General features: G+C 55.5%; 19 protein-coding genes. 5 read left to right on the top strand and 14 right to left on the bottom strand.

Going from position 1 to position 23,200, the window contains the following annotated elements:
• The first annotated feature begins 95 nt into the window (after positions 1–95).
• Positions 96–527: a DUF2087 domain-containing protein gene (locus AC1MEK_RS27625; protein WP_480399425.1), complete on the top strand. Its 432-nt coding sequence runs from the start codon at positions 96–98 to the stop codon at positions 525–527.
• A 47-nt stretch (positions 528–574) separates the two neighbouring features.
• On the opposite strand, the gene AC1MEK_RS27630 is transcribed toward AC1MEK_RS27625, so the two are convergent.
• The 12 genes from AC1MEK_RS27630 to AC1MEK_RS27685 all read right to left on the bottom strand — a co-directional run bounded on the left by AC1MEK_RS27630 (position 575) and on the right by AC1MEK_RS27685 (position 18,041).
• On the bottom strand, positions 575–2,815 hold the full coding sequence (locus tag AC1MEK_RS27630; RefSeq protein WP_480399426.1) for a PhpK family radical SAM P-methyltransferase: 2,241 nt from the start codon (positions 2,813–2,815) through the stop codon (positions 575–577).
• Between the two features lie 60 nt (positions 2,816–2,875).
• Positions 2,876–3,925 (bottom strand): 2,3-diaminopropionate biosynthesis protein SbnB, encoded by a 1,050-nt coding sequence (sbnB, locus tag AC1MEK_RS27635; RefSeq protein ID WP_480399427.1) that lies wholly within the window; start codon positions 3,923–3,925, stop codon positions 2,876–2,878.
• 8 nt (positions 3,926–3,933) lie between these two features.
• On the bottom strand, positions 3,934–5,220 hold the full coding sequence (locus AC1MEK_RS27640; protein WP_480399428.1) for a condensation domain-containing protein: 1,287 nt from the start codon (positions 5,218–5,220) through the stop codon (positions 3,934–3,936).
• Between the two features lie 3 nt (positions 5,221–5,223).
• On the bottom strand, positions 5,224–6,987 hold the full coding sequence (locus AC1MEK_RS27645; RefSeq protein WP_480399429.1) for a non-ribosomal peptide synthetase: 1,764 nt from the start codon (positions 6,985–6,987) through the stop codon (positions 5,224–5,226).
• A gap of 70 nt (positions 6,988–7,057) precedes the next feature.
• On the bottom strand, positions 7,058–7,990 hold the full coding sequence (gene sbnA / locus AC1MEK_RS27650) for a 2,3-diaminopropionate biosynthesis protein SbnA (RefSeq protein ID WP_480399430.1): 933 nt from the start codon (positions 7,988–7,990) through the stop codon (positions 7,058–7,060).
• The gene (locus tag AC1MEK_RS27655) at positions 7,956–11,987 is read right to left on the bottom strand and encodes a condensation domain-containing protein (protein WP_480399493.1); all 4,032 of its coding nucleotides are present in this window, start codon (positions 11,985–11,987) and stop codon (positions 7,956–7,958) included. The genes sbnA and AC1MEK_RS27655 overlap by 35 nt, the downstream gene beginning before the upstream one ends.
• Positions 11,984–14,035: a non-ribosomal peptide synthetase gene (locus AC1MEK_RS27660; RefSeq protein WP_480399431.1), complete on the bottom strand. Its 2,052-nt coding sequence runs from the start codon at positions 14,033–14,035 to the stop codon at positions 11,984–11,986. Before AC1MEK_RS27660 ends, AC1MEK_RS27655 begins: the two co-directional genes overlap by 4 nt.
• A 43-nt stretch (positions 14,036–14,078) precedes the next feature.
• On the bottom strand, positions 14,079–14,861 hold the full coding sequence (locus AC1MEK_RS27665; protein WP_480399432.1) for an ABC-2 family transporter protein: 783 nt from the start codon (positions 14,859–14,861) through the stop codon (positions 14,079–14,081).
• Complete coding sequence (locus AC1MEK_RS27670; RefSeq protein ID WP_480399433.1) at positions 14,861–15,637, bottom strand: ABC transporter permease; 777 nt, start codon at positions 15,635–15,637, stop codon at positions 14,861–14,863. The genes AC1MEK_RS27665 and AC1MEK_RS27670 overlap by 1 nt, the downstream gene beginning before the upstream one ends.
• An 11-nt stretch (positions 15,638–15,648) precedes the next feature.
• Complete coding sequence (locus AC1MEK_RS27675; RefSeq protein ID WP_480399434.1) at positions 15,649–16,827, bottom strand: ABC transporter ATP-binding protein; 1,179 nt, start codon at positions 16,825–16,827, stop codon at positions 15,649–15,651.
• 680 nt (positions 16,828–17,507) lie between these two features.
• A complete protein-coding gene (locus tag AC1MEK_RS27680; protein ID WP_480399435.1) occupies positions 17,508–17,762 on the bottom strand; it encodes a PBECR2 nuclease fold domain-containing protein in 255 nt (84 codons plus the stop codon).
• A 15-nt stretch (positions 17,763–17,777) separates the two neighbouring features.
• Positions 17,778–18,041 carry an accessory factor UbiK family protein gene (locus AC1MEK_RS27685; protein WP_480399436.1) on the bottom strand — a complete coding sequence of 88 codons (264 nt, stop codon included), beginning with the start codon at positions 18,039–18,041 and terminating at the stop codon, positions 17,778–17,780.
• A gap of 419 nt (positions 18,042–18,460) precedes the next feature.
• Here AC1MEK_RS27685 and glnK point away from each other — a divergent pair, with 419 nt between their 5' ends.
• The 4 genes from glnK to AC1MEK_RS27705 all read left to right on the top strand — a co-directional run bounded on the left by glnK (position 18,461) and on the right by AC1MEK_RS27705 (position 21,283).
• Complete coding sequence (gene glnK, locus AC1MEK_RS27690; RefSeq protein WP_002555808.1) at positions 18,461–18,799, top strand: P-II family nitrogen regulator; 339 nt, start codon at positions 18,461–18,463, stop codon at positions 18,797–18,799.
• A 33-nt stretch (positions 18,800–18,832) separates the two neighbouring features.
• Positions 18,833–20,170: an ammonium transporter gene (locus AC1MEK_RS27695; RefSeq protein ID WP_480399437.1), complete on the top strand. Its 1,338-nt coding sequence runs from the start codon at positions 18,833–18,835 to the stop codon at positions 20,168–20,170.
• Between the two features lie 252 nt (positions 20,171–20,422).
• Entirely contained in the window at positions 20,423–20,854 is a 432-nt protein-coding gene (locus AC1MEK_RS27700; protein WP_480399438.1) for a secondary thiamine-phosphate synthase enzyme YjbQ, read from the top strand.
• 93 nt (positions 20,855–20,947) lie between these two features.
• Positions 20,948–21,283 carry a transcriptional regulator SutA gene (locus AC1MEK_RS27705; RefSeq protein ID WP_480399439.1) on the top strand — a complete coding sequence of 112 codons (336 nt, stop codon included), beginning with the start codon at positions 20,948–20,950 and terminating at the stop codon, positions 21,281–21,283.
• 326 nt (positions 21,284–21,609) lie between these two features.
• Here AC1MEK_RS27705 and AC1MEK_RS27710 read toward each other — a convergent pair whose 3' ends face one another.
• Positions 21,610–22,305, bottom strand: coding sequence for an HAD family hydrolase (locus AC1MEK_RS27710; protein ID WP_480399440.1), 696 nt, complete (start codon positions 22,303–22,305; stop codon positions 21,610–21,612).
• Positions 22,295–23,200, bottom strand: a complete 906-nt coding sequence (xerC, locus tag AC1MEK_RS27715) for a tyrosine recombinase XerC (RefSeq protein WP_480399441.1) — start codon at positions 23,198–23,200, stop codon at positions 22,295–22,297. Before xerC ends, AC1MEK_RS27710 begins: the two co-directional genes overlap by 11 nt.

A 23,200-nucleotide genomic window follows, 5' to 3' on the forward strand; every position in this document is an offset into this window, starting at 1 on the left:
CCATGCAAGAATTTTCCGGCAGCCGTCATAAGGGGTCACTACAATTTGCGTCATCTTTAAGCTGCAGCAACCATTCATGGCTGAGGAGCAAGATCTTGAACAAGGAACTTCCAACGAATTTTGAGCAATTCGTCGACATACTAATACGCTTGAGCAGCAAGAATGGTTTGACCTTGGGACGGCTGAATCGTCAGGAGTTGGCGGTCATGCTCTTGTATGTCGGCGCCGCACTCAAGCCCGGCGAGCGTTATAGCGAACGGGACGCGACCGCGCGGCTGGAGCAATGGAAAAGCGAGTACGCACCCATGCTGCGCAGCGATGTGGTGGAGCTGCGGCGTACGCTGATTGACGGCCATTACTGGTTGCGAGAACCCGACGGACACGGTTATGAGCTCGATGCGGCCATTGCCGGGCATCCGCTATTCATCCGCCTCATTGAGGAGCGTCTCCAACTGCGTATCGCCGAACAGCTATTGGCGGCTGCCTGCGCACGCGAAGAGCGCAAGAAAACAGCACTGCGCGGCTAAGAGAATCATGGAGTACAACGCCTTGAGATTTTTCACTCTGATCCGGCTTATTGCACTCTGATGAATACATCCTGCTCGGCAAGGACGCTTTGCGCATTCGTGGCGTGAAGCTCGGGGGCCCATCGAACAAAGTTGCTCAGCACCTGAACCGGTCCGGTACTCGGCAACAGCAAGTGCATGTACAGCCCGCTGTCGAACCAAGGAACGACAACATCGTCGGCAAACACGCGCAAAATCGGCTGACGTAAAATAATGTCGCAAGCACTCAACCGTGAATTGCGAGACAGCAAATAGTTGTCATGGCTGTCTACCACTGGCGTCCGGGCAAGGAATTGCGCGATACGATCGTAGAGTGCCTCCTCGCTGCAGCCGCCCACATTGTCGACCGCCATCAGTCGGGTGTCCCCTTCGACGACATAATGCACCAAAAATCGCTCACCCTGCAGAACGCTGCTAGCGTGCATCAAAAAGGCTACGATCCAAGCGACTTTCGGATTGCCGTCCCTGACCACGCCTTTGGGCCGGCTCAGCACAGTCTTCCTCTGTTCTCCAATGTGCACCGGCAGTGCTCCAAGATTTTGCGGGTCCAGCCATGCGGCCGCTTCCCGCAAGCGCGACTCTGCCGCCTTGAAGTGCGCCGCCGAATCCATTGATAAATCGGGCTGAGGTATCTGGAGCCTCTGCGCCGGCAAATGGGCACTGAACTTAACGCGCTCAATAATCGGGGCAGGCAGCTCAGCGTCATCACCGTGCAGCAGTTGATGTTTGACTGCGGCATTGAAGGAGTTGAGGTACTCAAGGATATTGCGCTGCTCCATTCCTTGTCGATGCAGATAGAACAGGCTCCACTGCTCAAATCCGAATTGAGGCAGCCACGTAGAGTGTTGAGCGGTGAGAAAAAAACGCTCGGTTATGGAGGCGGCGAGTTCGCTGTTCATTGTGTAATGCGACCAGTCGAAGCCCGACCCGGTGAGGCCGTACTTTTCCCGATCTTTCCAGATAGGGGTCAGCGGGTCGCAGTACCAGACCTGCGCACGGAAAGTGTCCGGCCGAAAGTTTTCGATGAAGTCGAGGCTTTCTTGCACCGTGCCGAGGGTTTCGCCCGGAAAGCCGATGATGAACGAGGCGTGAGTCGCAATGCCCACCGAGCGGAATGCGCTGATAGCCTGTTCATAGTTCTTGCGGCGTGACGTTTTGCGCATAAGCGCTAGCATTGTGTCGGAAGCCGACTCGATACCCAGAAAAACCCCTTCGCACCCTGCGCGCGCCATTAGCGCAATGGTTTCCGGATCGCCCTGATCAGAGCGGTAGAAGGAGTTCCACTTAAAGTTGTACTGATTGTCGATCATCATCTGCATGATTTCCCGGAATCGCTGCTTGGGCACATTGAATGTGTCATCCAGGAACGTCAGTGTGTCTACGGTACCAATCGCCTTCACAGCATTCAGTTCGCGCTCTACATCGCTCGTGGATAAGTAACGATACTTGCCGGCGCGCTGGGGAAAACCGCAAAACGCACAGGCGTAAGGACAGGATTTGGCTGTCCGTGTGGACAGAAATCGTCCGATGCCGCGCGGTTCGAACAGCCTGTAATTGACGAAATTCTCGTTCAGCTCGTTGAATTCCGGCTCATCCGCCCCGAACACCCATGTATCGCCATCGAGCGCGGCAGTGCGGCTCAATCCGATAACCGAACAGTTTTTATTGAGCGCCTCCAGAACCTGGCGAAGGGTTTCTTCGCCTTCATTGCTGTTGATATAGATATCGCCGCCAAGAACACTCAGGTAATCACCGAGCATTTCGCGATCATGTGTCTTGAACAAACCGCTGATGTAAGGTCCCCCAATGATGATCTGCACCTTAGGAGAATAGGAACGCACAAAATCTACGATTTCCTGTACAGGATGGGGCATCACATAGAGTGTTGTGGTGATGACCACCGCGCTGATCGTGCCGGACGCCAGCTTTTGCGCCAGCACATCCTTCTCGCTTTGGAACAGATTGACGTAGTCAAAGGCGATGCCGTGCTTGTCGAGGTAGGTACCCAGCACCATCACCACCGGCCATAGAAAGTCGGCGTTGTTCAGGTTCAGATTTGCCAGCCCCTCCTGCTCACGTGTCTTGTTCAGCAAGCCCAATGCGTGAAGCCGCGAGCCTCCGTAGTTGACAAACGCCAGACGTAAATCACGTTTCGCTGCTGCTTCAGGTGCCAATTGATCAAGCATCTGACAGTAGTCGTTGAACGAGAAATCATTGAAGCCGATGATCATGCATTTTTTGTTTTGCATGAGGTCATTCCTCCCTGGAATAGAATGTATGAAGGCTCGCGTCTCTGCTCTGTGCTTGGCTCAGCTGTAGGATGTGGCCCAACGCCGCGTATCGGGAATGAAGTCCACGATGTTGGTGTAGGCACCGGCCGCCAGGCATTTGTCGACGAACAGTTGGCCGACCACAAGGTCCAGAACGCCCAGCCCAAATGGTGAAAAGATCAGCGGCCGCGAGGGGTCAATTAGGCTCGGGTTGTTCAGGATGTGCGCGAGCGTGCCATGCACGAACGAGCGATCACCGTATTTCTGTTCTGCCAAGTGGGGCGAGGTATTGGCCTTCATGCAATGTTCCACGTCATCAACGACGTTGAATGCCCGCCAGATGATGTCCGGGCTGATATCGCGCAGCGATATATTCAGAATGATCTGGCCGGGGGTGAAGGCATCGTCTCCAGACACGTAAGGCGTACTGGCATTGGTGGCGAAAACAACGATGTCAGTCGCACTGATCGCAGCCTTCAAGTCCGCGACGAAACGCGCTCGCTGGCCCGTCTCCGACTGAACATGGTGACAAAGCTCATTAGCCGAGGCTGCATCCAGATCGCAAACTGTGACCTGATCGAACTTCCAGCCATCGGCCATGAAGAAATCAAAGACCGCGCAAGAGATTACTCCTGCGCCGACGAATGTGATTTTCGGCGCCTTCTTCGGATCCGCCCCCAACGCCCTCGCGGCGATTACCGCAGAAGCCGCCGTCCTAGCCGAACTGATTTGGGAGGCTTCCAGACAAGCTACCGGATAGCCCGTTTCGTAATCGTTGAGGAGCAGGACGGCCGAGGCGCGCTGCAAATTGCGCTCGATGTTCTTCGGATAGCTGGCAATCCACTTGATGCCCGAAATGGGTGTGTCATTGGTAATTGCAGCCGGCAGGGCGATGATCCGATCCGATTGACGCTCCCTGAACCTCAGGAAATGGCTGTCGGGGTTGATGGTCAGCCCGGCTTCGTGTTGCAGGTAGGTCTCTTCGATTAGACGCAGAATATCTAGGCGCAATAAAGGCATCAGGTTGGCGATCTGCGAACCCGAGACGACGGTCAACGCGTGAGATGACAGATGTTGGGAGTCTTTCATTGGAGATCTCATTTGATGGCTTCGTGGTCTAAAACGGTGGTGTCACGAATGCTTACTTCGGCATTCAAGAGGCAGAATTGATCTAACGTTTCGTTCAATAGGTGTCTGAGTTTCAGCATGCTTTCATGCGAAATTCGGTCGGCCTGATATTGCAGTTTGATAAAGCAATAGTCAGTTGTGACTGGCACCCACATGAATAGTGGCCACGGCTGATAATCGGGCAGTTGGACTTGGGAGACAGCGACGCCTTTCAGATTCCAACCTTCAAACAAGCTTTCAGCACCGATATGGATTGGTAAGCTCTGGCTGATTCCGGATTCGGCCATGATTTCTCCGATCGAAAGACCAACGCTTTCGAAGGTCTCGTAGAGGGAGTCGGCGACGTTAATAATGTGGGTTTGTAATAGCAGTTTCGAATCGATACGTACTCGTAACGGAATGCGCGCAGACAGATAGGCGACAACGGTTTGCGTGCCTTCCGTCCAGCGCGGCGTCACATTGGTCTGAATCAACAAATCGTCGCAGTCGCAAAGTTGTGCGAGGGCGATAGACGCCGCTGCGGTGTAAACCACGAAAGGTGTGACATCCAGCGCATGACATAGTCGATTCATGGCGTTGTGGACCTCTGTACTGAGGGGCATCACATCGAAAGTCGACTTGCCTTGCGAACTTTCTCCGGTCAGCAAGCCCGGAATTAGCGGAGTCTTCGCGTCCTTGAGATACTTACGCCAAAACAGTGCCTGGCGTTGATACTCATCATCTGCCAACGGCATCGCCAGCGTTTCATGATCGAAGCTCAGTGGCTCCAACAACGGCTCTGGCGCGCCGGATATAGCGCCGTTGTATGCGGTCGCCAGATCGTCGAGGATCACCTCCAGCGACCACGAGTCCACAACGATGTGATGAATGATCAGCGTAAATAGATGAAGCTCATGCCCGAGCTTTTTCAGGTAGGCCCTGAGCGGTATGTCCACCTTCAGATCAAGCGGCCGTCGGCACAGGTCCTCGATGTAACCCTCCAGGCGGGACAATTCAAGCGGCTCGCTATCGACGCTTAGCACATTGCTCACTTGTGCTTCGGGGAACCGTCGCGCACCCTCGGCTGTTTCGTAGAAGTGTGATCGCAGCTGTTCATGGCGATTGACCACCGCATCCACCGCGCGGCTAAATTGCGCAGTTTGCAATGGCCCATTCAGCGCAAACCCGATGCTTACGCAGGCTGTTTCCGCAAGATCGTAAGCGTTTGAAGTGGCCCAATAATACCGTTGGTAAGGATTCAGCCCTTTGGTCATCATCGCCTACTCCTTGATCAGACAGGCCATTTGCGCCAGGGTTGGTGCGTTAAACACGCGCTTGAGATTGATCTGAATGCCACTCCGCTTCATCAGCGTAACTAGGCGCATCGCGAGAACGGAGTTGCCGCCCAAGGCAAAGAAGTTCGCGTCACGGTTATTGATAGGACGACCGAGAATCTGCGCCCACATCAACGCCAGGGTTTCCTCCTGAGGAGTCATTACCTCGTCTGCTCCGCCTTCGTCGCTTACTCGGGCCAACTGCGCGATCAACGCGGCCCGATCAACCTTTCCCGTTAGATTACGCGGAAGCTCATCCAGTACTAAGATGCGCGCTGGCATGAAGTAAATCGGCAACTCGGTGCTGATACGGGCCGTCAGCTCAGCTTCCAGCCGCGCGTCATTAACCTTCCCCGACGGGGTTACAAAAAGCGCGATTCTTGCCCTCTGTGTATCAGCATCAACGCAGCAGGCGTGGCAACTTCGAATGAGCCGCGTAGCCATGGCGCAAGCCTCGATTTCCCCAAGCTCAACGCGGTTTCCGTTGATTTTGACCAAGTCGTCCTTGCGACCCTCGAACAGGATGTCTGCATTCACATCGCGCCTGGCGAAATCACCGGTACGAAAACTCAAGCTGTCAACACCGTCCAGGCCACGGACAAACCTTGCGTCGCTCAAGTCGGGATTGCCCAGATAGCCCAAGGCAACACTCGCCCCGCTGATGTAGATCTCGCCGAGTTCGCCATCAGGTACGTCTACCAGCGTCTCGTCGAGCAATCGCACCGAGACGTTGGTAATTGGCTGGCCAATATTCGCCGGTGAGGTATCGAGGTCGCACAGCTTGACTGTGGTGGCAACGGTTGCTTCAGAAGGCCCGTATGCGTTGATCAGACGTGTTCGGCCCGCCCAGTTTGCAATCGCTTGCTTGCTACACCTCTCGCCGGCCACGATTAATGTACTTAGGCTGATCGGCAGCTCGGCCGGCAGTAGGGACACCAGTGATGAAGGTAGTGTGGCGACATCGATTCGACGATTGCACAGCTGGTCGTGCAGGCAGTCGAAGTCCCGCAGTTCATCGTCGCTCACTGCAACCAGACAGCCGCCGGCATAAAGGGTCATGACAACTTCGGCGATGATTGCGTCGAAACACACAGGAGAAAACATCAGTACCCGGCTACCCTGCGTTATGCCATACGTCAGTGCATGACGCGCGAGGTTAGGTATGCCCCGGTGTGAAACCAATACCCCCTTCGGTTGGCCGGTAGAGCCTGAAGTGAAGATTACGTACGCTAGATCTTGAGGGGTTATCTGCGGTTGCTCGAAGTGCAGGGACTGTGCGGTATCGAGGACCAGACCGAGGGGCACGACCTTTTCGGTGGCTAGAGCGCAATTGTCGCCTGCCTTGTACCCGTCAGAGACCAGAACCAGCTTCGCAACGGAGGCGTCCAGTTGAACGGACAAGCGTGCTGGCGCAGCATTTAGGTCCAAAAGAAAGAAGGCTGCGCCACTTTTCATTACGCCCAGCAACGCTACCAGCAGATCCTTGCCTCGGGGGCAACCTATGGCAACTATCGCGCCGGTACCAATCGCGTGGTGTGCCAGATAAGCAGCGATTCGCTGACTTTCTGCATCTACTTCGGCATAACTGTATAAAACACCGCCATCTTCTATGGCAGGTGTATCCTTAAAATTGTGGCTGACGCGGTCCCATTGATCTAGAAAAATCTTTGTTTGCGAGATACCGCTTGGGGGAAATAGTAATTGTGACACGCTAGGTTCCTTCTGCTCTGAAAAACATCAACCAAGGTACTGTCGAGACTTAGTCCGGCATCTGGTGTTGTTAAATCCGGCTGCCAAAGTTGGCGTCACACCACTTATCCGAATAAATCGTTTCGAGATACCGTTCACCCATATCGGGACTGATCACGACGACTTCGTCGCCCGTCGGAATCTGTTTCCATAGGCGTTTGAGCGCCACCAGAACCGTCCCTGTGGAACCACCGACCAGCAAGCCGTAGTCCAGCGCAATACTGCGGCACATCCGGATCGTTTCGACTTCATCAACGAACTCGATATGCCCCACCAGATCTCGATCGAGTATTTCCGGACGCCGACTCGTTCCCAAACCGGGTATCAGACGTTTCATCGGCACTTCCTGAAAGTTGATCGAGCCCACGGTATCGACAGCAATCAGCTTCACGTCTGGCGCATGTTTACTTAGATACTGCGCGCAACCGACAAGCGTTCCGGTGGTGCCAGCACCGACAAATAGCCACTTGCAGTTGGGATGCTGCTGCAAAATTTCGGGAGCTGTCCTGTTGTAATGCGCCAGTGGGTTGGCCGGATTGGCGTACTGATTTGTCCAGAAATAGCTCGGATCCTGTCGGATCATGTCCTGAATTAGAGCAATGCGTGCCCCGAGAAAGCCGCCATTGTTATCATGTGTTTCGCAAACAATGACTTTGGCTCCATAAGCCTTCATCAGGTTGACGCTGACCTGGTTGACATTGGGATCGGTGATGCAGGTAAACGGATAGCCGCGTTGCGCACAAATCATCGATAACGCGACACCCAGGTTTCCCGAACTGGACTCGATTACTTTTCGTCCGGGCGAAAGCAGCCCCAAACGTTCACTTTCGTCGATAAGCGATATGGCGGTCTTGAGTTTTATCGACCCGGCAGGATTCAACCCTTCTATCTTCAGGTAGACCGCTACATCACCAATAAAGTTATCCAACTTATGATACTGATTCGCACTGTATATATGCATCATGCTCTAGGTATCCATTTCTAGAAGAAATTCGACGCGCATGAAAAACAATCTGTTGTTGAAGATCGACCATTTGCGCTATGCAGAATTTTTGGGGGTTGAAGTTGAGCTCGATCAGGAACTCATCTGCCGGGACCAGACCGAGAACTAAAGGAAACTCTGATTTCTCGATCCATCGCAGATTGCTCAGCCGGTAGCCATCACCGACCGGCAGGTTGTTCTGAAGCTCGAAGTTTTCGACCACCAGAACGGTGTTGAACAATGCCCGTTGGCTCAGACCGGCAGCATTCTGGAAATGACTCATCGAGACATGCCCTTCGTCCTGCAGCACTGCACTGTTGCGCTGCAAATCTCGAAGAGTCTCGGGTGAGACCGGCTCCTGTACCTCCACCTTGCACGGCACGATTGAGGTCATGAGGCCGATGATGTCTTGCGAGCCCTCAAGGTCTGCGGGCCTTCCCGAAATTGCCCAGCCGAAAACCGGGGTGAGACTCTGTGTGTTTGCTGCTAGAACCTCTGCCCAGATACGCTGGAACAACACGGCAATCGTCACACCCAGCCCGCTGCAGAATCTCTCAACGGCATTCGACAGATCGCGCCCGAGGTTGAAGCGGTAGACGTTGTGATCTTTCTGCGAAGACGACTGATAGGCAATGGGACTGGTGAACAACGTAGGGCTGATCCCCGCCAGATAGCGTCGCCAAAACGGACGCTTCTCCCGTTCGTGTTGATTGGCCAGCCATGTGATGTAATCGCGGTAGACAAGGTTGAACACTGGCCGGGGCTGCACGCCGCAGATCATTTGGTCGTAGAGGGCAAACAGCTCCTTGATGACCTTGGCCACACACCAACCATCCAGAAGGATGTGATGGTAGGTCCAGACCAACTTGTGGGTTCGCGAATCCTGGGACAGCAACGTGAAGCGGGTTAGCGCAGGTGTCGCCAGATTGAAGATCGACGAGCGATCGTCGCGCATCAGGCGATCATGCTGTGCCTCATCTCCGCTGTGCGCGATGACCTGCCAACTACAAATTGCTTCTGACACCACGTACTGCACCGGGCCCGCGACCGTATCCCAGAAGAACCCCGTGCGCAGGATCGGATGACGCTCGGCCAGCAGTCGCCAGGCTGCTTCGAGCACGCTGATCTTGATCTCGCCATTGATGTCCATGACGTATTGCAGGGTATAGGTGTCGTCATCGCTCATCAGGTGCTGGAATAGGATTCCGTTTTGCGTCGGTGACAAGGGATAAATATCCACGGGTACGGTTCCGGCGCAGTCAATCAGCGACTGCAACTCAGTATCTGTCAGACTGACATCCGGATAGTCGCCGGGCACCCGTATCAGCGCACCCCCTGTGCAATGATCGATGATTTCCGTCAGTACATCGACGTAGTGCGTGGCAAGGCTTTCGGCCTCCTGCGGGGACAGGATCCCGTCATCGTAATACCAGTCGACTTCAAATCGACCCTGAGTAATCCGTGCCTCGATCTCCAGCGCATGCTGTCGGCCGTTACGCGAGTCGACCGAGACCTGGTCGATCAGACTCAGGATCTGGGCAGATGGCATCGACACATTGGGATCGTCAAACGAGACGTTGTCCCACTGCCCGAGGTAATTGAACTGCACCATGGGTTCGGCAGCAGGAATCACCTGGGACTCATTTAACAGATAACGCAGCAGCCCATATCCGACACCTCGCTGCGGGATGTCCGCGAGTGTGCGTTTGGTTGCCTGAATCAGACTCCCGAGCCCCTCTTGAGGATCATTCAGACAAACCGGGAACACCGACGTGAACCAGCCGATTGTGCGGGATACGTCTACGCCATTCAGGACGCTTTCGCGACCATGTCCTTCTAGGTTGATCGCAATGTCCGAGCCCGCGCGCCAAGAGGAAAACGTTCGGACCAGTGCTGAGATAAGAATGTCGTTGATGTGGGTGTTGTAAGCCGCAGGCACCTCGCGGATCAGCGCAGTGGTCGCTGTGTTGCTAATTCTCCGGGACAGTGTTGCAGTGCAGCCCGACGATCGCCGGTTCCGGTCAAAAGGCATCCCGGCCGGAACCGTTTCGATGACTCGTGACCAGTAGGCCGTCTGCTTCAGAACTTCGCTTTTGAAAGCTTGTCCATCACTCGCCATTTGCTGCGCCCAACCCCGAAATGAGGTGACCTCCGCAGGTGGCGCGCTGCCTGAGCAGAGGTTCAGATAATCCTCGACGAGAATACGCAGGGATATCGCATCTACCACCAGGTGATGCGCTACCAGTACCAGCAGATTCATATCGGGATCCGGGGTACGGAACAGCACCGCGCGAAACAGATCTCCCTGTTTGAGGTCGAGGCCGCACAGAGAATCATCCAGCACGGCCCGGATAGCTTGCAGCGATTGATCGATCGGTGCAGGTAGATGCTCTGTTATGCAACTCGCCTGTGCATCGACCGGTCTGGCCGGAATGGTCTGGTCGTATCCTTGATCGGCATTGAAGCGCGCACTCAGCACCGGATAGCGCTGCAATATCTCTCGAGTTGCCATCAGATGGGTATCGGCCGCGACGGGACGATGAATTTCGATCGCCGTGCCGAGACACCAATGATTGGCATTGATCAATTGCTGTTCGGCGAACCAACGCTGTACTGGCGCTAGCGCGGTTGCGCCGGTCGGCGAGTGCTGTTCCCCGCTTGCCCTACTGTGCAGAGGCCGTACGGCTTGGGCAATTTCAGATAGCGATCGACTTACAAAGATACGATCAAGATCAATCGTCATCCCCTCGCTTCTTAGGCGTGCAGTCAGTTGCAGCGCACTGATTGAATCACCGCCTGCGGAGAAAAAATTCTGCTTCAGGGTAATCGAGTCACTGCCGATGATCGCACGTGCGGCATTCAGGACCAGCGTGTCGAAAGGTATATGCAGCAAGGGTGAAGCCGGGGCCAGATCGTTCGCAACTGGGGCGAGGGGAGCGGCTTGCCAGTCCCGCCACTCTTGCAGCGGGCGCTGCGATTCACAGATATATATCAGTGCACTTAAGAAATGTTCACACAGCGCTTCTGCCCTTTCCCTGGAGACACGCTCGGGATCACGGATGAAATCAAGAGTGATGCCATCGCCTGTGCTGAGGACTTCAACGGCAAAGGGAAACTCTGTGAAGTCCGTCACCTGCGTGAGTTCGAGCTTAACGCCGGGTGCCTCTAGTGCAGCCCAGTCTGCCAGCGTCTCGACGTTGAGCACTGTATCAAACGCGCCGTTCGCAAAACGCGAACGTGTGCTGAGCAATGTATCGTTCATCGAAATAGATTCGAAGCGAATCAATTCTGCGATACGTGCACTGACGGCTTGCAGGCTGACCTCGGGACTCTGCGCCGCCGAAAGTACCAAGGGCATCGGCAAGGTGTTGGCGAACATCCCGATGGCTTGCAAGTCAACTCCGGTGTCGGCTCGCCCCGAGACGATCATTCCGAAGAGTTGGTGAAGCCCGCCGTTTACTGCATTGAGCGCCATGGCCCAAGCCGTTGCAGCAACAGAAGCAATCGTGACTCCGGTACGACCACACAGACGCACGATGTCCTGCTCAAGAGTCGCGGGCAGACGTCTTTCAAAGACCACATGCTCCACCGGTTTCAAGGAGGGCTCGGCGAGCGTATCGGCGACGCAGATCGGGGTCTCGAAAGGATCGAGTAGGTCTGCCCAGAACTGTTGATCCTGAGGATGCAGGTAGAATTTTTCCTGCCCCTCTATATAAGCTGGAAACGAATCCGGCGCCCCCGCCGATCCCGAGAACACCTTGCTCATCAGGGAAAAAATCGATGCACCATCCAGCACAAGATGATGCGCACTGAGGACAAACTGATAGTCGTTGCCCCCCAGATGAAACAGCTTCAATCGATAAAGCGAGGGCTCATCCAGTTCGAAACCTCTCTGTTTATCCTCCATGAGGAAGTCTTTGATGTACTGGCGCTGCTGCACTTCATCAAGGTGCGCCAGAGCGTTCCGTGACCATCTCAGGGGAGCTCCTCGGCAACGACGCGCATCGGCTCGCCCGACGGTGCCAGAACGAACGCACTACGCAAAAGCTCAAGGTGCTGATGAGCTTTACGCCATCCTTTTTCCAGCCCGACGCCGTCATCGGGCAGCACCATACGAAACGCAAACTGTAGAACGTAGGTGGTGCGATGTCGGGTTCGCAGCGACTGGACGTAAATACCCTTCTGTGCCGGCGAAATCGGTTTGAATGAAGGCGAACCGCCCTGCGCCAGTCGCGGACTCAGATGTTGTGCCCTCTCGGCAACGACTTCGCGGGCCTGGGATTTTGCTACCCTGAGCAACCCAAGCGCGGTCGGGCTCTGGAAGATGTTCCTCAGCGTGAAGGCATGTCCTTGCACCTTCGTCCGTGCGATGAATTGCAGGGCTAGAATCGAATCGGCCCCATGCCTGAATACATCGTCAGTGGGTTGCAGCGTCGGATTACCCAACAAATCACGCCAGGTATCGAGCAGCTCTTGTCCGCCGGCAGACTCTGTTGCTTCAGCGTTCTGTGTCGTGGCATGCGCCGGTGTCTGATTAGCTAATGCCGAGAGTTTTTTCTTGTCGATCTTGCCGTTGGACGTCTCGGGCAGAGACAACTGCACGCGGAACTCCGATGGGATCATGTGTTCCGGCAAGAGCTCGCGCAGATCGAGACGCAGCGTGTCGAGATCGGTGGTAGCGCCCTTCTGTTCCACGAGGAATGCCGTCAAAAAGGTTCGGGAGTGCGAAGTGTTGAGCACCACAGCAGCCTGTTTGACGTAAGGCAGTCGCAATATGCCGAATTCGACCTCGCTCAGCTCAACTCGGTGACCTCGCACCTTGACCTGATCATCTGCTCGACCGTGATAGTGAAAGACCCCTTTGTTATCACAGCTGACGAGGTCACCGGTTTTGTAGGCTCGTTGGCCGTCTACAATGACAAATGCATTGGCGGTCAGATCGGGGCGGCCGACGTAGCCCAGCCCCACCGCAATCCCTTCGACGTAGAGCTCCCCGACCTTATCTACGGGCAACGCCATCAGGTCCGCGCCACGCACCATCAGCCGAATTCCGCGTATCGCCCGCCCGATCGGGACAGCGTGATCAGTAGAAGGCATCCGGGAGATAACATGGTGGGTCACATCGTCACTGCACTCAGTCGGACCATAGGCATTGACCAGAGGTACATTTGGCTTGGTGGCCAACCAGCGTCGAGCAAGCGAAACGGGCAGCACTTCGCCCGTAGCAACCAGGCAGCTCAGATGATCAAAACGCGCATTCTGTGCACCCACGCTGATCGCATCCAGAATGGCCATTAGATGGCTCGGGACCACTTGCAGGATATCGATTTCGTCGTGCACGATCCGCGCACTCAGACGATCCAGATCCAGAAACTCCGATCGTGTCAGAATTGCCGTCCGCCCTCCGCAGATGAGCGGAGCGAGGAATTGCCATACGGAGATGTCGAAACCTTGGGGCGCTGTTTGCGCCACGTTGGGCGCTTTGTGCATCCCCAGGTCTTCGACTTTAGCTAGCAGGTGATTGAGCATTCCTGCGTGATGGATCATCGCCCCCTTGGGCATTCCTGTGGAGCCGGAGGTGAAGATCACATAAGCAAGGCTGTCGGCCTTCAATACGTAGCGCCCGAACGGCGCTCCACCCTTGAGTTCTTGGAGCTTGCCGGGCATGGTCAGATGAGCAATGCCTTTGAACAATGACTGGCTGTCGTTCTCCGCTATCAGGTAGCGGCAATCGCATTGCTCCAGCATATAGGCCTGCCGATCTAGCGGCAGCGAGCGATCCAGTGGCAGGTAAGCGGCCCCAGCCTTGAACAGGCCTATCATCGAAACCAAAAATCCTAGCCCGCGTTCAAGGCCGATGGCGACAACGTTGCCGGGTTTGACCGATGCCGCGCTCAGCCTGCGGGCGAAGCCGTCGGATATCTCGTCAAGATCTTGATAGCTCAGGGCATTACAACCATCCGAAGCTGCAACGGCGCAAGGCGCGCGACGAACTTGGTCGGCGAACAAATCTAGAAAATTGTTCATATCATCCATACCTTATTGTCTAAAAGTTTGGTGCTTCCGAGTGTCAGCCGCCGTTTCGAAGGTATTTCTTGATTCCCCAATGCCAAAGCAATCGAGACAACAGCAAGAAGGCCAGAGTCGCCATTACAGCGCCCGCCAAAGACTGCCCCGTCGTCAACCCCATCGCTGATTGCGCGGGAACTTCCATTATGAAAAAGACAGGAACTACGGTCATGATCACGATCTGGATCGACTCGGGATATGCACCAGACGGGAATCGCCCAGTTGTCAGAAACATGAATAACAGGTGAGAAAGACTGCCGGTCTTCTTGGTCCAGAATGTCAAGCTCGCAATGCTGAACCAGATTGAGTAAACCAGTGTACAGGCCAAGACTATGAAGACTAAGAAAGCACCGAACGTCTGCAACGTCAGTCGGCCTTGCGCATAACTGCCACCCAGCATCAGTCCCAGTCCAAGCAAGACCCCGAAAATGTGCCATAGGCGAAACTGTCCAAAGGCCAGGATTATTTGAATATCAACTGGTTTGGACAAGTAAGTGTCAATGGCCTTACTGATAATGAGCTTGGAGGCCGCCTCGCAGTTGGGTAATACGACCATTTGTACAAAGGAGCGAATAAGAATAAATGTGCCATACAATACTATCGATTGCTGTTTGTTCCAGCCACCGATCGTCTCGACATTTCCGAAAAAAACCTCGATCACCACGTATACGGATATTCCCAGTAGTGCCGTATTCAGCAAACTGACAAAGACAGGGGTGCGATCTTTAATGTTTGCCTGCAATCTTGCTGTCAGAAGCGTTTTGACTGCGCTTAGTGTGTTCATTATCCGAACACCGAATAGCGTTTGATACCTCTGGCCCAGATGAAATGAGCTAGCAAACAAAGGACAACAATCAGCATGACTTGAAACAACAAGCCGTTCACCAGTTGTTCGCGTGTTAGTTCTCCCATGATGATCCGTATTGGGAAATTAACAATGTAAGGAAATGGGGACCATTCAAGTACCGACTGCATCCAGTTCGGATAAAGCGTCAAGGGTGCGAGGATTCCGCCGAATAATGTGAGCATGTAGGTTAGCACTAGGTCAAAGGCACTTGCCTGGTCAGACCAAAACGCCGCAAGGCCACCAATAAAATACAATAAGTAGTTAATGGTAAAGCCCAGTATTACTCCGAGCAGTGCGGGCAGTAGATGGCTTGGGTGAAAGTACTTACTCGCGTCGGAAAAAAGGAATACTCCAGCCACTAGAAAAAGTATCGGCATGGCTCTAACCATCGCCGAAGCCATTTCCCCCATGAAGTAATAGAGGGTAATATTGAACGGCTTCAGGAGAAAGCTGGCGATATTCCCCGAATGGATGTCGCTCTCTACTTCTTCAGTAGCTGTGCTGGAGACGATTTCGCCAACCAGAAACACCAAGGTAAAGTAAGCGGCAAACCTGGCAGGAGTGAACCCTTCCAGTGCGGCATTCTTTGCAATGCCCATCCAGATGACCATCATGAACAACGGCACCAAAGAGGCGAGAACCAATACAAACAACTCCGCACGATGCGCAGCCTTGCGACGAATCGCTGTGCGCGCAATGCCTGAAGCTTTCATGGCAAACCGGCTCACTCGACACACTCCCCGGGGGCACCCTTGACTTCTTGTCCGGCTTCGTCGTGAGAGGTCGTGAACAGCTTTAATAGAGCCTCTTCGATCGGTGGATCTCCGATGGAAATATCAATGACTGGCTGCTCGGCCAGAATCTGCGTACAGATGCCAACCACCTTGGCAGCCGGCACCAGTAACTCATGTACAAAATCTCCTGCAGAGCGCACCAAGCCGTACCGGCCAAGTGCAGAAGCCATAACACTTTCAGACAACTCCACCGTGATGATGCGATGATCCGACATACGTTTACGCAAAGACTCGAGGGTGTCATCGAAGGAGATCTTTCCATTGGAAACAACAATAACTCGCTTGCATAAGTATTCAATATCCTGCATGTAGTGGGACGTTAGCAAAACACTTACATTTCGTTCGCGGCTATAGTCTCGGATAAATGAGCGAACTGTTTTTTGCACCCCAACATCGAGTCCGATAGTCGGCTCGTCGAGAAACAAAATTTTGGGGTCATGAAGTAACGATGCGACAAGCTCACACTTCATTTTTTCGCCGAGCGACAAGGTTCTTACCGGCGCTTTAGCCAGCTTCGACACCTGAAGCAACTCATCCAGATGGCCATAAGTCTGTTTGAACTGTTCGTCGGGGATTTCGAATATCTTTTGATTCATTCGAAACGTCTCCATCGCTGGCAAATCCCAGATCAGCTGTTGACGTTGGCCCATGATGAGCGATATGGATTTAAGAAACTCTTTGGTGCGCTGCTGTGGTTTGTATCCGAGAACAGAGACTTTTCCATTAGTCGGATAAAGCAAGCCTGACAGTATCTTCAACGTAGTGCTTTTGCCTGCGCCATTAGGGCCGAGAAATCCTACGACCTCACCCTGTTTGACGGTAAATGAAATATCGTCAACAGCCGTTTTTTCCGAAATTTTAGGAGATATTAGGCTTTTCAGCCAGCCGAGCTGCCCATTCGATTGTTCTTTTATTTGATAGGTTTTAGATAGATTTTTTACATTTATACAGTCCATTGCGTGCACGGCCTCTGATAAGTGAATTATCCGTTGCGCATGTTGTGTCGGGTTCGAATTTATTATTGTGATGGTGGTTTTGATCGTCAAGAAAAAATATGGCGTGATGATCCTGAATACTAAATGCATTACCAAAATATTTGCGACTGGCATTGATGTCTTTTTAGAGGTGTGCCCCTTGATAACGTGGTTTTGAAAGCTGGATTCATTTCCTGAAGTTCAAGGCTGAAGTTGGCGTATTGCCTAGGGACGCTCTGCTTGAGGCGAGAGCCTCTACAACTGAATACATTACCTAAAGTTCACGACTCATATTTTTGTCATGTCTTGAGGAAAACTCCCTGGCGCGACAGGCTAAAAAAACTGAATCCATTACCTATAGTTCACCGCTGATTTTAAGGCTGTACCCCGGGGACGATTCCTCTCTCGCCGTCTTTGCAGCAAATCGGCGGGCGTCAGGCTTGGCAAATTTTGGCTAGGGGGCGACGTTAAAGGGCGGGACTTCGACGCCGACTTGCACTCGGCTTAAGAAAATAGCGTACGACGTGAACTGACTTTGTACCGCACCGCTTCCTGCTACATGCTCAAGGGCGGTCAAGGTGGAGGGGTAGCAGTGATTCTAGGGCCTTGCGCGGGCGATGGTGCCGATTGGCGGCGGGGGTGTACGTCGACTCCCACTTTGCTAGAGAATAGCAGCAGAGCGCGAAATCAGTGGCCTTGCAGGGCAATGACTGACGTAGGTACCCCAGCGATGCTGCAAGATCGGTGGTGGTGAGACCTCTCATCCCATTTCCTGAGGATGCCAATATCAGGATTCAGACAATGAAAGGGCAGCCTCACAGCTGCCCTTTTTCTTTGCTCTCGATTTCATAACGCTGGTAGAGCAATTCTCCCTGACGATGGCGGTTCATCGTCTTTGAGCGGCCATGCATGAAATTCCACAAAATGTGATCGCCCTGGATGTCCACGATCACCAGCATGTCGTTCCTGGCTTCATATGCATCGATGAACGCCAGACGGTGGCCGCCATTGGTGTAAGCGACTTTCCATACCTCCAGTGGGCCATCCAGGGTGTCTATCGCGTGGCGCATATAGCGCTCGCCTTCTTACTCCTTCGCCGCCCCCACTACCTGCGCCTCAAGCTCCGCCATCTTCGCCTCCAGCGCCTCTAGCCGTGCGCGGGTGCGGGCCAGGACGACCATCTGGCTGTCGAATTCTTCGCGGCTGACCAGGTCAAGCTTGCTGAAACCGCTCTGCATCAGGGCCTTGAACTGGGCTTCGAATTCGTTGCGCGGCAGTGGCGTCTCGCCGTTGAACAGTTTCGAGGCGTGGCCGCTCAGGGCGTCGAGGAAGGCTTTGGGCGCGAGCATGGTGGTTTTCCGTCAATCAGAGGGGCGCCAGTGTAGCACGCAGCGCCTGTGGTGCCTGGCTTGTGCCGTGCTGCACGGTTTTCGCGCATGGGGCCGTGCAGGCGCGCACTGTTGTTGTGCGCAAGGATTGGATGATGGCCATCTGAAACTCATCGACGTCCATCGAAGGCCGGTAATTCCTGGCTTTGCGCGATGTGGCAAGGTTTCTGCTTAGTGGCATATGACCCATGCACTGATGCAGTCGCTGTGACGAATGCAGTGCGGCAAGCGGAGCAGGGAAGTGTTTCGTCAGAAGCGGTTTTCTGGAGAGGGTCGGGTCTGTTTGGGGCCTTCGACGCGTTACAAAGCCAGACACTGCGCTTAGACTTGAGACGGGTTTGTTTTCCTGGGGCAAGTCCACCAATTCGGGAGAGAGTTTCATGAAGCTAGTCACTGCCATCATCAAGCCGTTCAAGTTGGACGACGTCCGCGAGTCGCTGTCCGAAATCGGCGTGCAGGGCATCACCGTTACTGAAGTCAAAGGCTTCGGTCGTCAGAAAGGCCACACCGAGCTGTACCGCGGTGCGGAATACGTAGTCGACTTCCTTCCCAAGGTGAAGATCGATGTTGCGATCGACGACAAGGATCTGGACCGCGTTATCGAAGCGATAACCAAGGCGGCCAACACCGGCAAGATCGGTGACGGCAAGATCTTCGTGGTCAATCTGGAACAGGCTATTCGCATCCGTACCGGCGAAACCGATACCGACGCAATCTAAGCCGCCAAACCCAACGCCCCAGGAGAAAACACAATGACTCTGCGTAAATTCGCAGGGCTAGGAGCCCTGTTGTCCCTCGTAACCCCTGGCCTGGCCATGGCGGCAGACGAAGTGGCAGCCCCAGTCCTCAACTCAGGCGACACTGCCTGGATGCTGACCTCGACCGCGCTGGTGCTGTTCATGACCATCCCGGGTCTGGCCCTGTTCTACGGCGGCATGGTTCGCTCCAAAAACGTTCTGTCGGTCATGATGCAGTGCTTTGCGATCACTGGCCTGATCAGCATCCTGTGGATGGTCTACGGCTACAGCCTGGCGTTCGATACCACCGGTATGGAAGCCAACGTTCTGAACTTCAACTCCTTCGTCGGCGGTCTGTCGAAGGCGTTCCTTTCGGGTATCACCCCGTCGAGCATTACCGGTGCCGCGGCGCTGTTCCCTGAAGCGGTGTTCGTCACCTTCCAGATGACGTTCGCCATCATCACTCCGGCCCTGATCGTCGGTGCCTTCGCAGAACGCATGAAGTTCTCTGCGATGCTGATCTTCATGGCCATCTGGTTCACCCTGGTCTATGCGCCAATCGCTCACATGGTCTGGAGCGGCGTGGGCGGCCTGATGTGGGACTGGGGCGTACTGGACTTCGCTGGCGGTACCGTCGTGCACATCAACGCCGGTGTGGCCGGTCTGGTGGCGTGCCTGGTGCTGGGCAAGCGCAAGGGCTTCCCGACCACCCCGATGGCCCCGCACAACCTGGGTTACACCCTGGTCGGCGCGGCGATGCTGTGGGTAGGCTGGTTTGGCTTCAACGCCGGTTCCGCTGCAGCGGCCAACGGCACCGCAGGCATGGCGATGCTGGTTACTCAGATCGCCACCGCTGCTGCGGCGCTGGGCTGGATGTTCGCCGAGTGGCTGACCCACGGTAAGCCAAGCGCACTGGGCATCGCATCGGGTGTGGTTGCCGGTCTGGTTGCCATCACCCCGGCTGCCGGCACTGTGGGCCCGATGGGCGCCCTGGTGATCGGCCTGGCGGCTGGCGTAGTCTGCTTCTTCTGCGCCACCAGCCTGAAACGCAAACTGGGCTACGACGACTCCCTGGATGCCTTCGGCGTTCACGGTATCGGCGGTATCCTCGGCGCGATCCTGACTGGCGTCTTCGCAGCCCCTTCGCTGGGCGGCTTCGGCACCGTCACCGACATCGCCGCACAAGTCTGGATTCAGTGCAAAGGCGTGGGCTTCACCATTATCTACACCGCGATCGTGACGTTCGTCATCCTCAAGGTGCTGGATGTGGTCATGGGCCTGCGTGTCACCGAGGAAGAAGAGTCGGTGGGCCTGGACCTTGCGCAGCACAACGAGCGTGGCTACAACTTGTAAGCGCCGCTTGCGTTGAAAAATGCCCGGGTGACCGGGCATTTTTTTGTCTGGCATTTGTCGATAGGCATTACCGGATATCAGCGGCGGGCGTGTCGGGTGCGATCGGCTTGAACTTGCCGGAGCAGAGCCTCTCTCAAGCGTGTCGAGGCTTGACGTGAACACGGGGTTTCGGCTTACAGAAAACGTCACTCATTACGCGCTTTGCTTTTTCATTCAGCGCGTTAGAATGCGCGCCGAAGGGCGGAGAACTGTATGTGGCAACAGACCGGAATCACCCTGCGGGCAAGGCCGCGCGGATTTCATCTGGTAACCGATGAAATCGTCGCTCAGCTGCCCTGGCTGCGAGATTGTCGAGTCGGGCTGTTGCATTTGTGGCTGCAGCATACCTCGGCGTCGTTGACCATCAACGAGAACGCCGACCCGGCAGTGCGGCGCGACTTCGAGCGTTTCTTCAACCGGCTGGTCCCACAAGGACAACAGGGGTTTGAACATGACGACGAAGGTCCTGACGACCTGCCCGCGCACTTCAAGGCCAGTTTGCTAGGCTGCCAGCTGACCCTTCCGGTATCGGATGGACGGTTGGCGCTGGGGACCTGGCAAGGTGTTTATTTAGGCGAGCATCGAGATGTCGGCGGTGCGCGCAAAGTCCTCGCCACCCTTCAGGGTGAGGGGCGAGACCGCTGATAGTCAGCGGTAGTTGAATTTTTTCTGGCTGTCTTAGAAATTAAGCGCAGCTAGGCTATAACTAATCTGCTTTCGCAAGTCATGAGGTAGAACATGAGCGACGATGACAACGACGATCTGATTGAAGACGGTCTGGACGATGAAGAGGACGGTGAGGAGCTTGCGGCTTCCGGTCCCGATGACGATGGCTCGGACGTAGCCGACGACAGCCCTGAGGCCTCTGCGACCCCGACCAAGGGCAAGGCCAAGGCTGCGGTCTCGGTCGACGAGCTGCCCAGCGTCGAAGCCAAGAACAAAGAGCGCGATGCGCTGGCTCGGGCGATGGAAGAATTCCTGTCCCGTGGCGGAAAGATTCAGGAAGTGGAGGCCAACGTGGTCGCCGATCCGCCCAAGAAGCCTGACAACAAGTACGGTAGCCGCCCTATCTGAGGGTGTCTGATACCTGCTGGAAAAAAGCCCGCTGTCGCTGCGGGCTTTTTTTGGCCTGGGGTTTGGCTTTATTAATGTTTGACTTGGAATGCTTACTCTGATGCCCTGCGGGCCTTTTCGCGAGCAAGCTCGCTCCCACATTTGTTGAAACGCGCCGTGGTCTGATAGGCCCCATCGCCTGCTTTTAGGCCCGCCCTGATATCGCGTCGGACGCACAAGGCGGACAAAGGCGACCTCTGGAATGCGGCACGTTGCAACAAATGTGGGAGCGAGCTTGCTCGCGAATAGGCCTGAAAGGCATCAAAGTAAGCGTCGCCTGTCAGGCACTACCCCCACCGCGCCAACACTTCAGGCAACTGCGTCAAATTCCCAATCTCGGCATCAGGTCTTCTGTCCGCTTCCCAAACCTTGCCGCCCGGGTTGTACCAGATCGCCCGCATTCCGGCCTGTTGGGCGCCGGCGATGTCGTCGCCGGGGTGGTCGCCGATGTGCACGGCCTCATGGGCCTGGGCCTTGCCGCGTTTGAGGGCTTCGACGAACGGCGCAGGGTCGGGTTTGCCGATGCCGATGTCTTCGGCGCACAGGGCAAAAGCGAAAAAGTCTGCTAGGCCGAGGCGGCGCACGTCCGCGTTGCCGTTGGTCACCACGCCCAAGGTGTAGGACTTGGTCAGGATCTCCAGCGTCGGCACCACTTCCGGGAAGATATCCAGCTGATGCCGCCCGTGCAGAAACACTTCGAAACTGCGATCCGCCAGGCCCTGCGCCTCGGCCTGTGGATAACCGGCATCTTCCAGCGCATGAAACAGCACGCGACGACGCAGTGCACTGATTCGGTGCTTGAGGCTCGGGTCGGCCTCGACCAGCCGTGAGCGAATTTCGTACAGGTGCTCCACCGGCACCGGGCCCAGTTTCGGGGCGTGTTCGCCCAGCCAGTCACGGAGCATGGCTTCTGCGCTGACGATGGCCGGTGCGGTTTCCCACAGGGTGTCGTCCAGGTCGAAGGTGATCAGCTTAATGCTCATGGTCTGAAGAGTCCTTGCGTTTGGCCCGTGGGTGGGCGCTGTCGTACACCGTTGCCAGGTGTTGAAAATCCAGATGGGTATAGATCTGCGTGGTGGTGATGTCGGCGTGGCCGAGCAGCTCCTGCACGGCGCGCAGGTCTTGCGACGATTCGAGCAAGTGACTGGCGAACGAGTGACGCAGCATGTGCGGATGCAGGTTCTGCCCCAACTCTCGCTCACCGGCGGCCTTGACCCGCAACTGGATCGAGCGTGGCCCCAGGCGTCGGCCCTGCTGGCTGACGAACACCGCATCGTCCTGCGGGTTGGCCAGGGCGCGCTGCTTGAGCCATTCCTCCAGCGCCTCGCGGGCCTTTTTGCCCACGGGCAGCACGCGCATTTTACTGCCCTTGCCGAGCACCTGGACCAGCCCGTCGGCCAGGTCGAGGTTTTCGCAATTCAATCCCGTGAGTTCGGACAGCCGCAGGCCAGAGGAATAGAACAGTTCGAGAATCGCCTGATCGCGGCGGGCAATGAAGTCGTCTTCGACGCCGCCTTCCAGCAGCTGCAGTGCGCGGTCGGTGTCTAGTGTGCGCGGCAGCCGCCGCTCGCCTTTGGGCGGTGACAGGCCATTGGCCGGGTCGTGATCGCACAGGCCCTCGCGATTGAGGTAGTGATAAAAGCCGCGCACCGCCGACAAAAGTCGGGCGATGCTGCGCGATGACTGGCCTTGAGAGTGCAGGCGCGCCACCAGCCCGCGCATGGACTGGGCGTCCAGCGCGGTCCAGCTGTTGATCTGCTGTTTTTCGCAGTAGCCCAGCACCGTGCTCAAGTCACGGCGATAGGCCTGCAGGGTGTGGCTCGACACTTGGCGCTCACTGCGCAGGTGCGTGCAGTAAGCGTCCAGCTGCCGCTCCAT

The sequence above is a fragment of the Pseudomonas sp. 2 genome, from assembly GCF_056627435.1.

What these genes read in the sequence shown, in the direction of transcription:
- AC1MEK_RS27630 (WP_480399426.1), bottom strand. Translation starts at nt 2,815, where the DNA reads ATGCAAAACAAAAAATGCATGATCATCGGCTTCAATGATTTCTCGTTC.
- sbnB (WP_480399427.1), bottom strand. Translation starts at nt 3,925, where the DNA reads ATGAAAGACTCCCAACATCTGTCATCTCACGCGTTGACCGTCGTCTCG.
- AC1MEK_RS27640 (WP_480399428.1), bottom strand. Translation starts at nt 5,220, where the DNA reads ATGATGACCAAAGGGCTGAATCCTTACCAACGGTATTATTGGGCCACT.
- sbnA (WP_480399430.1), bottom strand. Translation starts at nt 7,990, where the DNA reads ATGATGCATATATACAGTGCGAATCAGTATCATAAGTTGGATAACTTT.
- AC1MEK_RS27660 (WP_480399431.1), bottom strand. Translation starts at nt 14,035, where the DNA reads ATGAACAATTTTCTAGATTTGTTCGCCGACCAAGTTCGTCGCGCGCCT.
- AC1MEK_RS27665 (WP_480399432.1), bottom strand. Translation starts at nt 14,861, where the DNA reads ATGAACACACTAAGCGCAGTCAAAACGCTTCTGACAGCAAGATTGCAG.
- AC1MEK_RS27670 (WP_480399433.1), bottom strand. Translation starts at nt 15,637, where the DNA reads ATGAAAGCTTCAGGCATTGCGCGCACAGCGATTCGTCGCAAGGCTGCG.
- AC1MEK_RS27675 (WP_480399434.1), bottom strand. Translation starts at nt 16,827, where the DNA reads ATGCCAGTCGCAAATATTTTGGTAATGCATTTAGTATTCAGGATCATC.
- AC1MEK_RS27680 (WP_480399435.1), bottom strand. Translation starts at nt 17,762, where the DNA reads ATGCGCCACGCGATAGACACCCTGGATGGCCCACTGGAGGTATGGAAA.
- AC1MEK_RS27685 (WP_480399436.1), bottom strand. Translation starts at nt 18,041, where the DNA reads ATGCTCGCGCCCAAAGCCTTCCTCGACGCCCTGAGCGGCCACGCCTCG.
- glnK (WP_002555808.1), top strand. Translation starts at nt 18,461, where the DNA reads ATGAAGCTAGTCACTGCCATCATCAAGCCGTTCAAGTTGGACGACGTC.
- AC1MEK_RS27695 (WP_480399437.1), top strand. Translation starts at nt 18,833, where the DNA reads ATGACTCTGCGTAAATTCGCAGGGCTAGGAGCCCTGTTGTCCCTCGTA.
- AC1MEK_RS27700 (WP_480399438.1), top strand. Translation starts at nt 20,423, where the DNA reads ATGTGGCAACAGACCGGAATCACCCTGCGGGCAAGGCCGCGCGGATTT.
- AC1MEK_RS27705 (WP_480399439.1), top strand. Translation starts at nt 20,948, where the DNA reads ATGAGCGACGATGACAACGACGATCTGATTGAAGACGGTCTGGACGAT.
- AC1MEK_RS27710 (WP_480399440.1), bottom strand. Translation starts at nt 22,305, where the DNA reads ATGAGCATTAAGCTGATCACCTTCGACCTGGACGACACCCTGTGGGAA.
- xerC (WP_480399441.1), bottom strand. Translation starts at nt 23,200, where the DNA reads ATGGAGCGGCAGCTGGACGCTTACTGCACGCACCTGCGCAGTGAGCGC.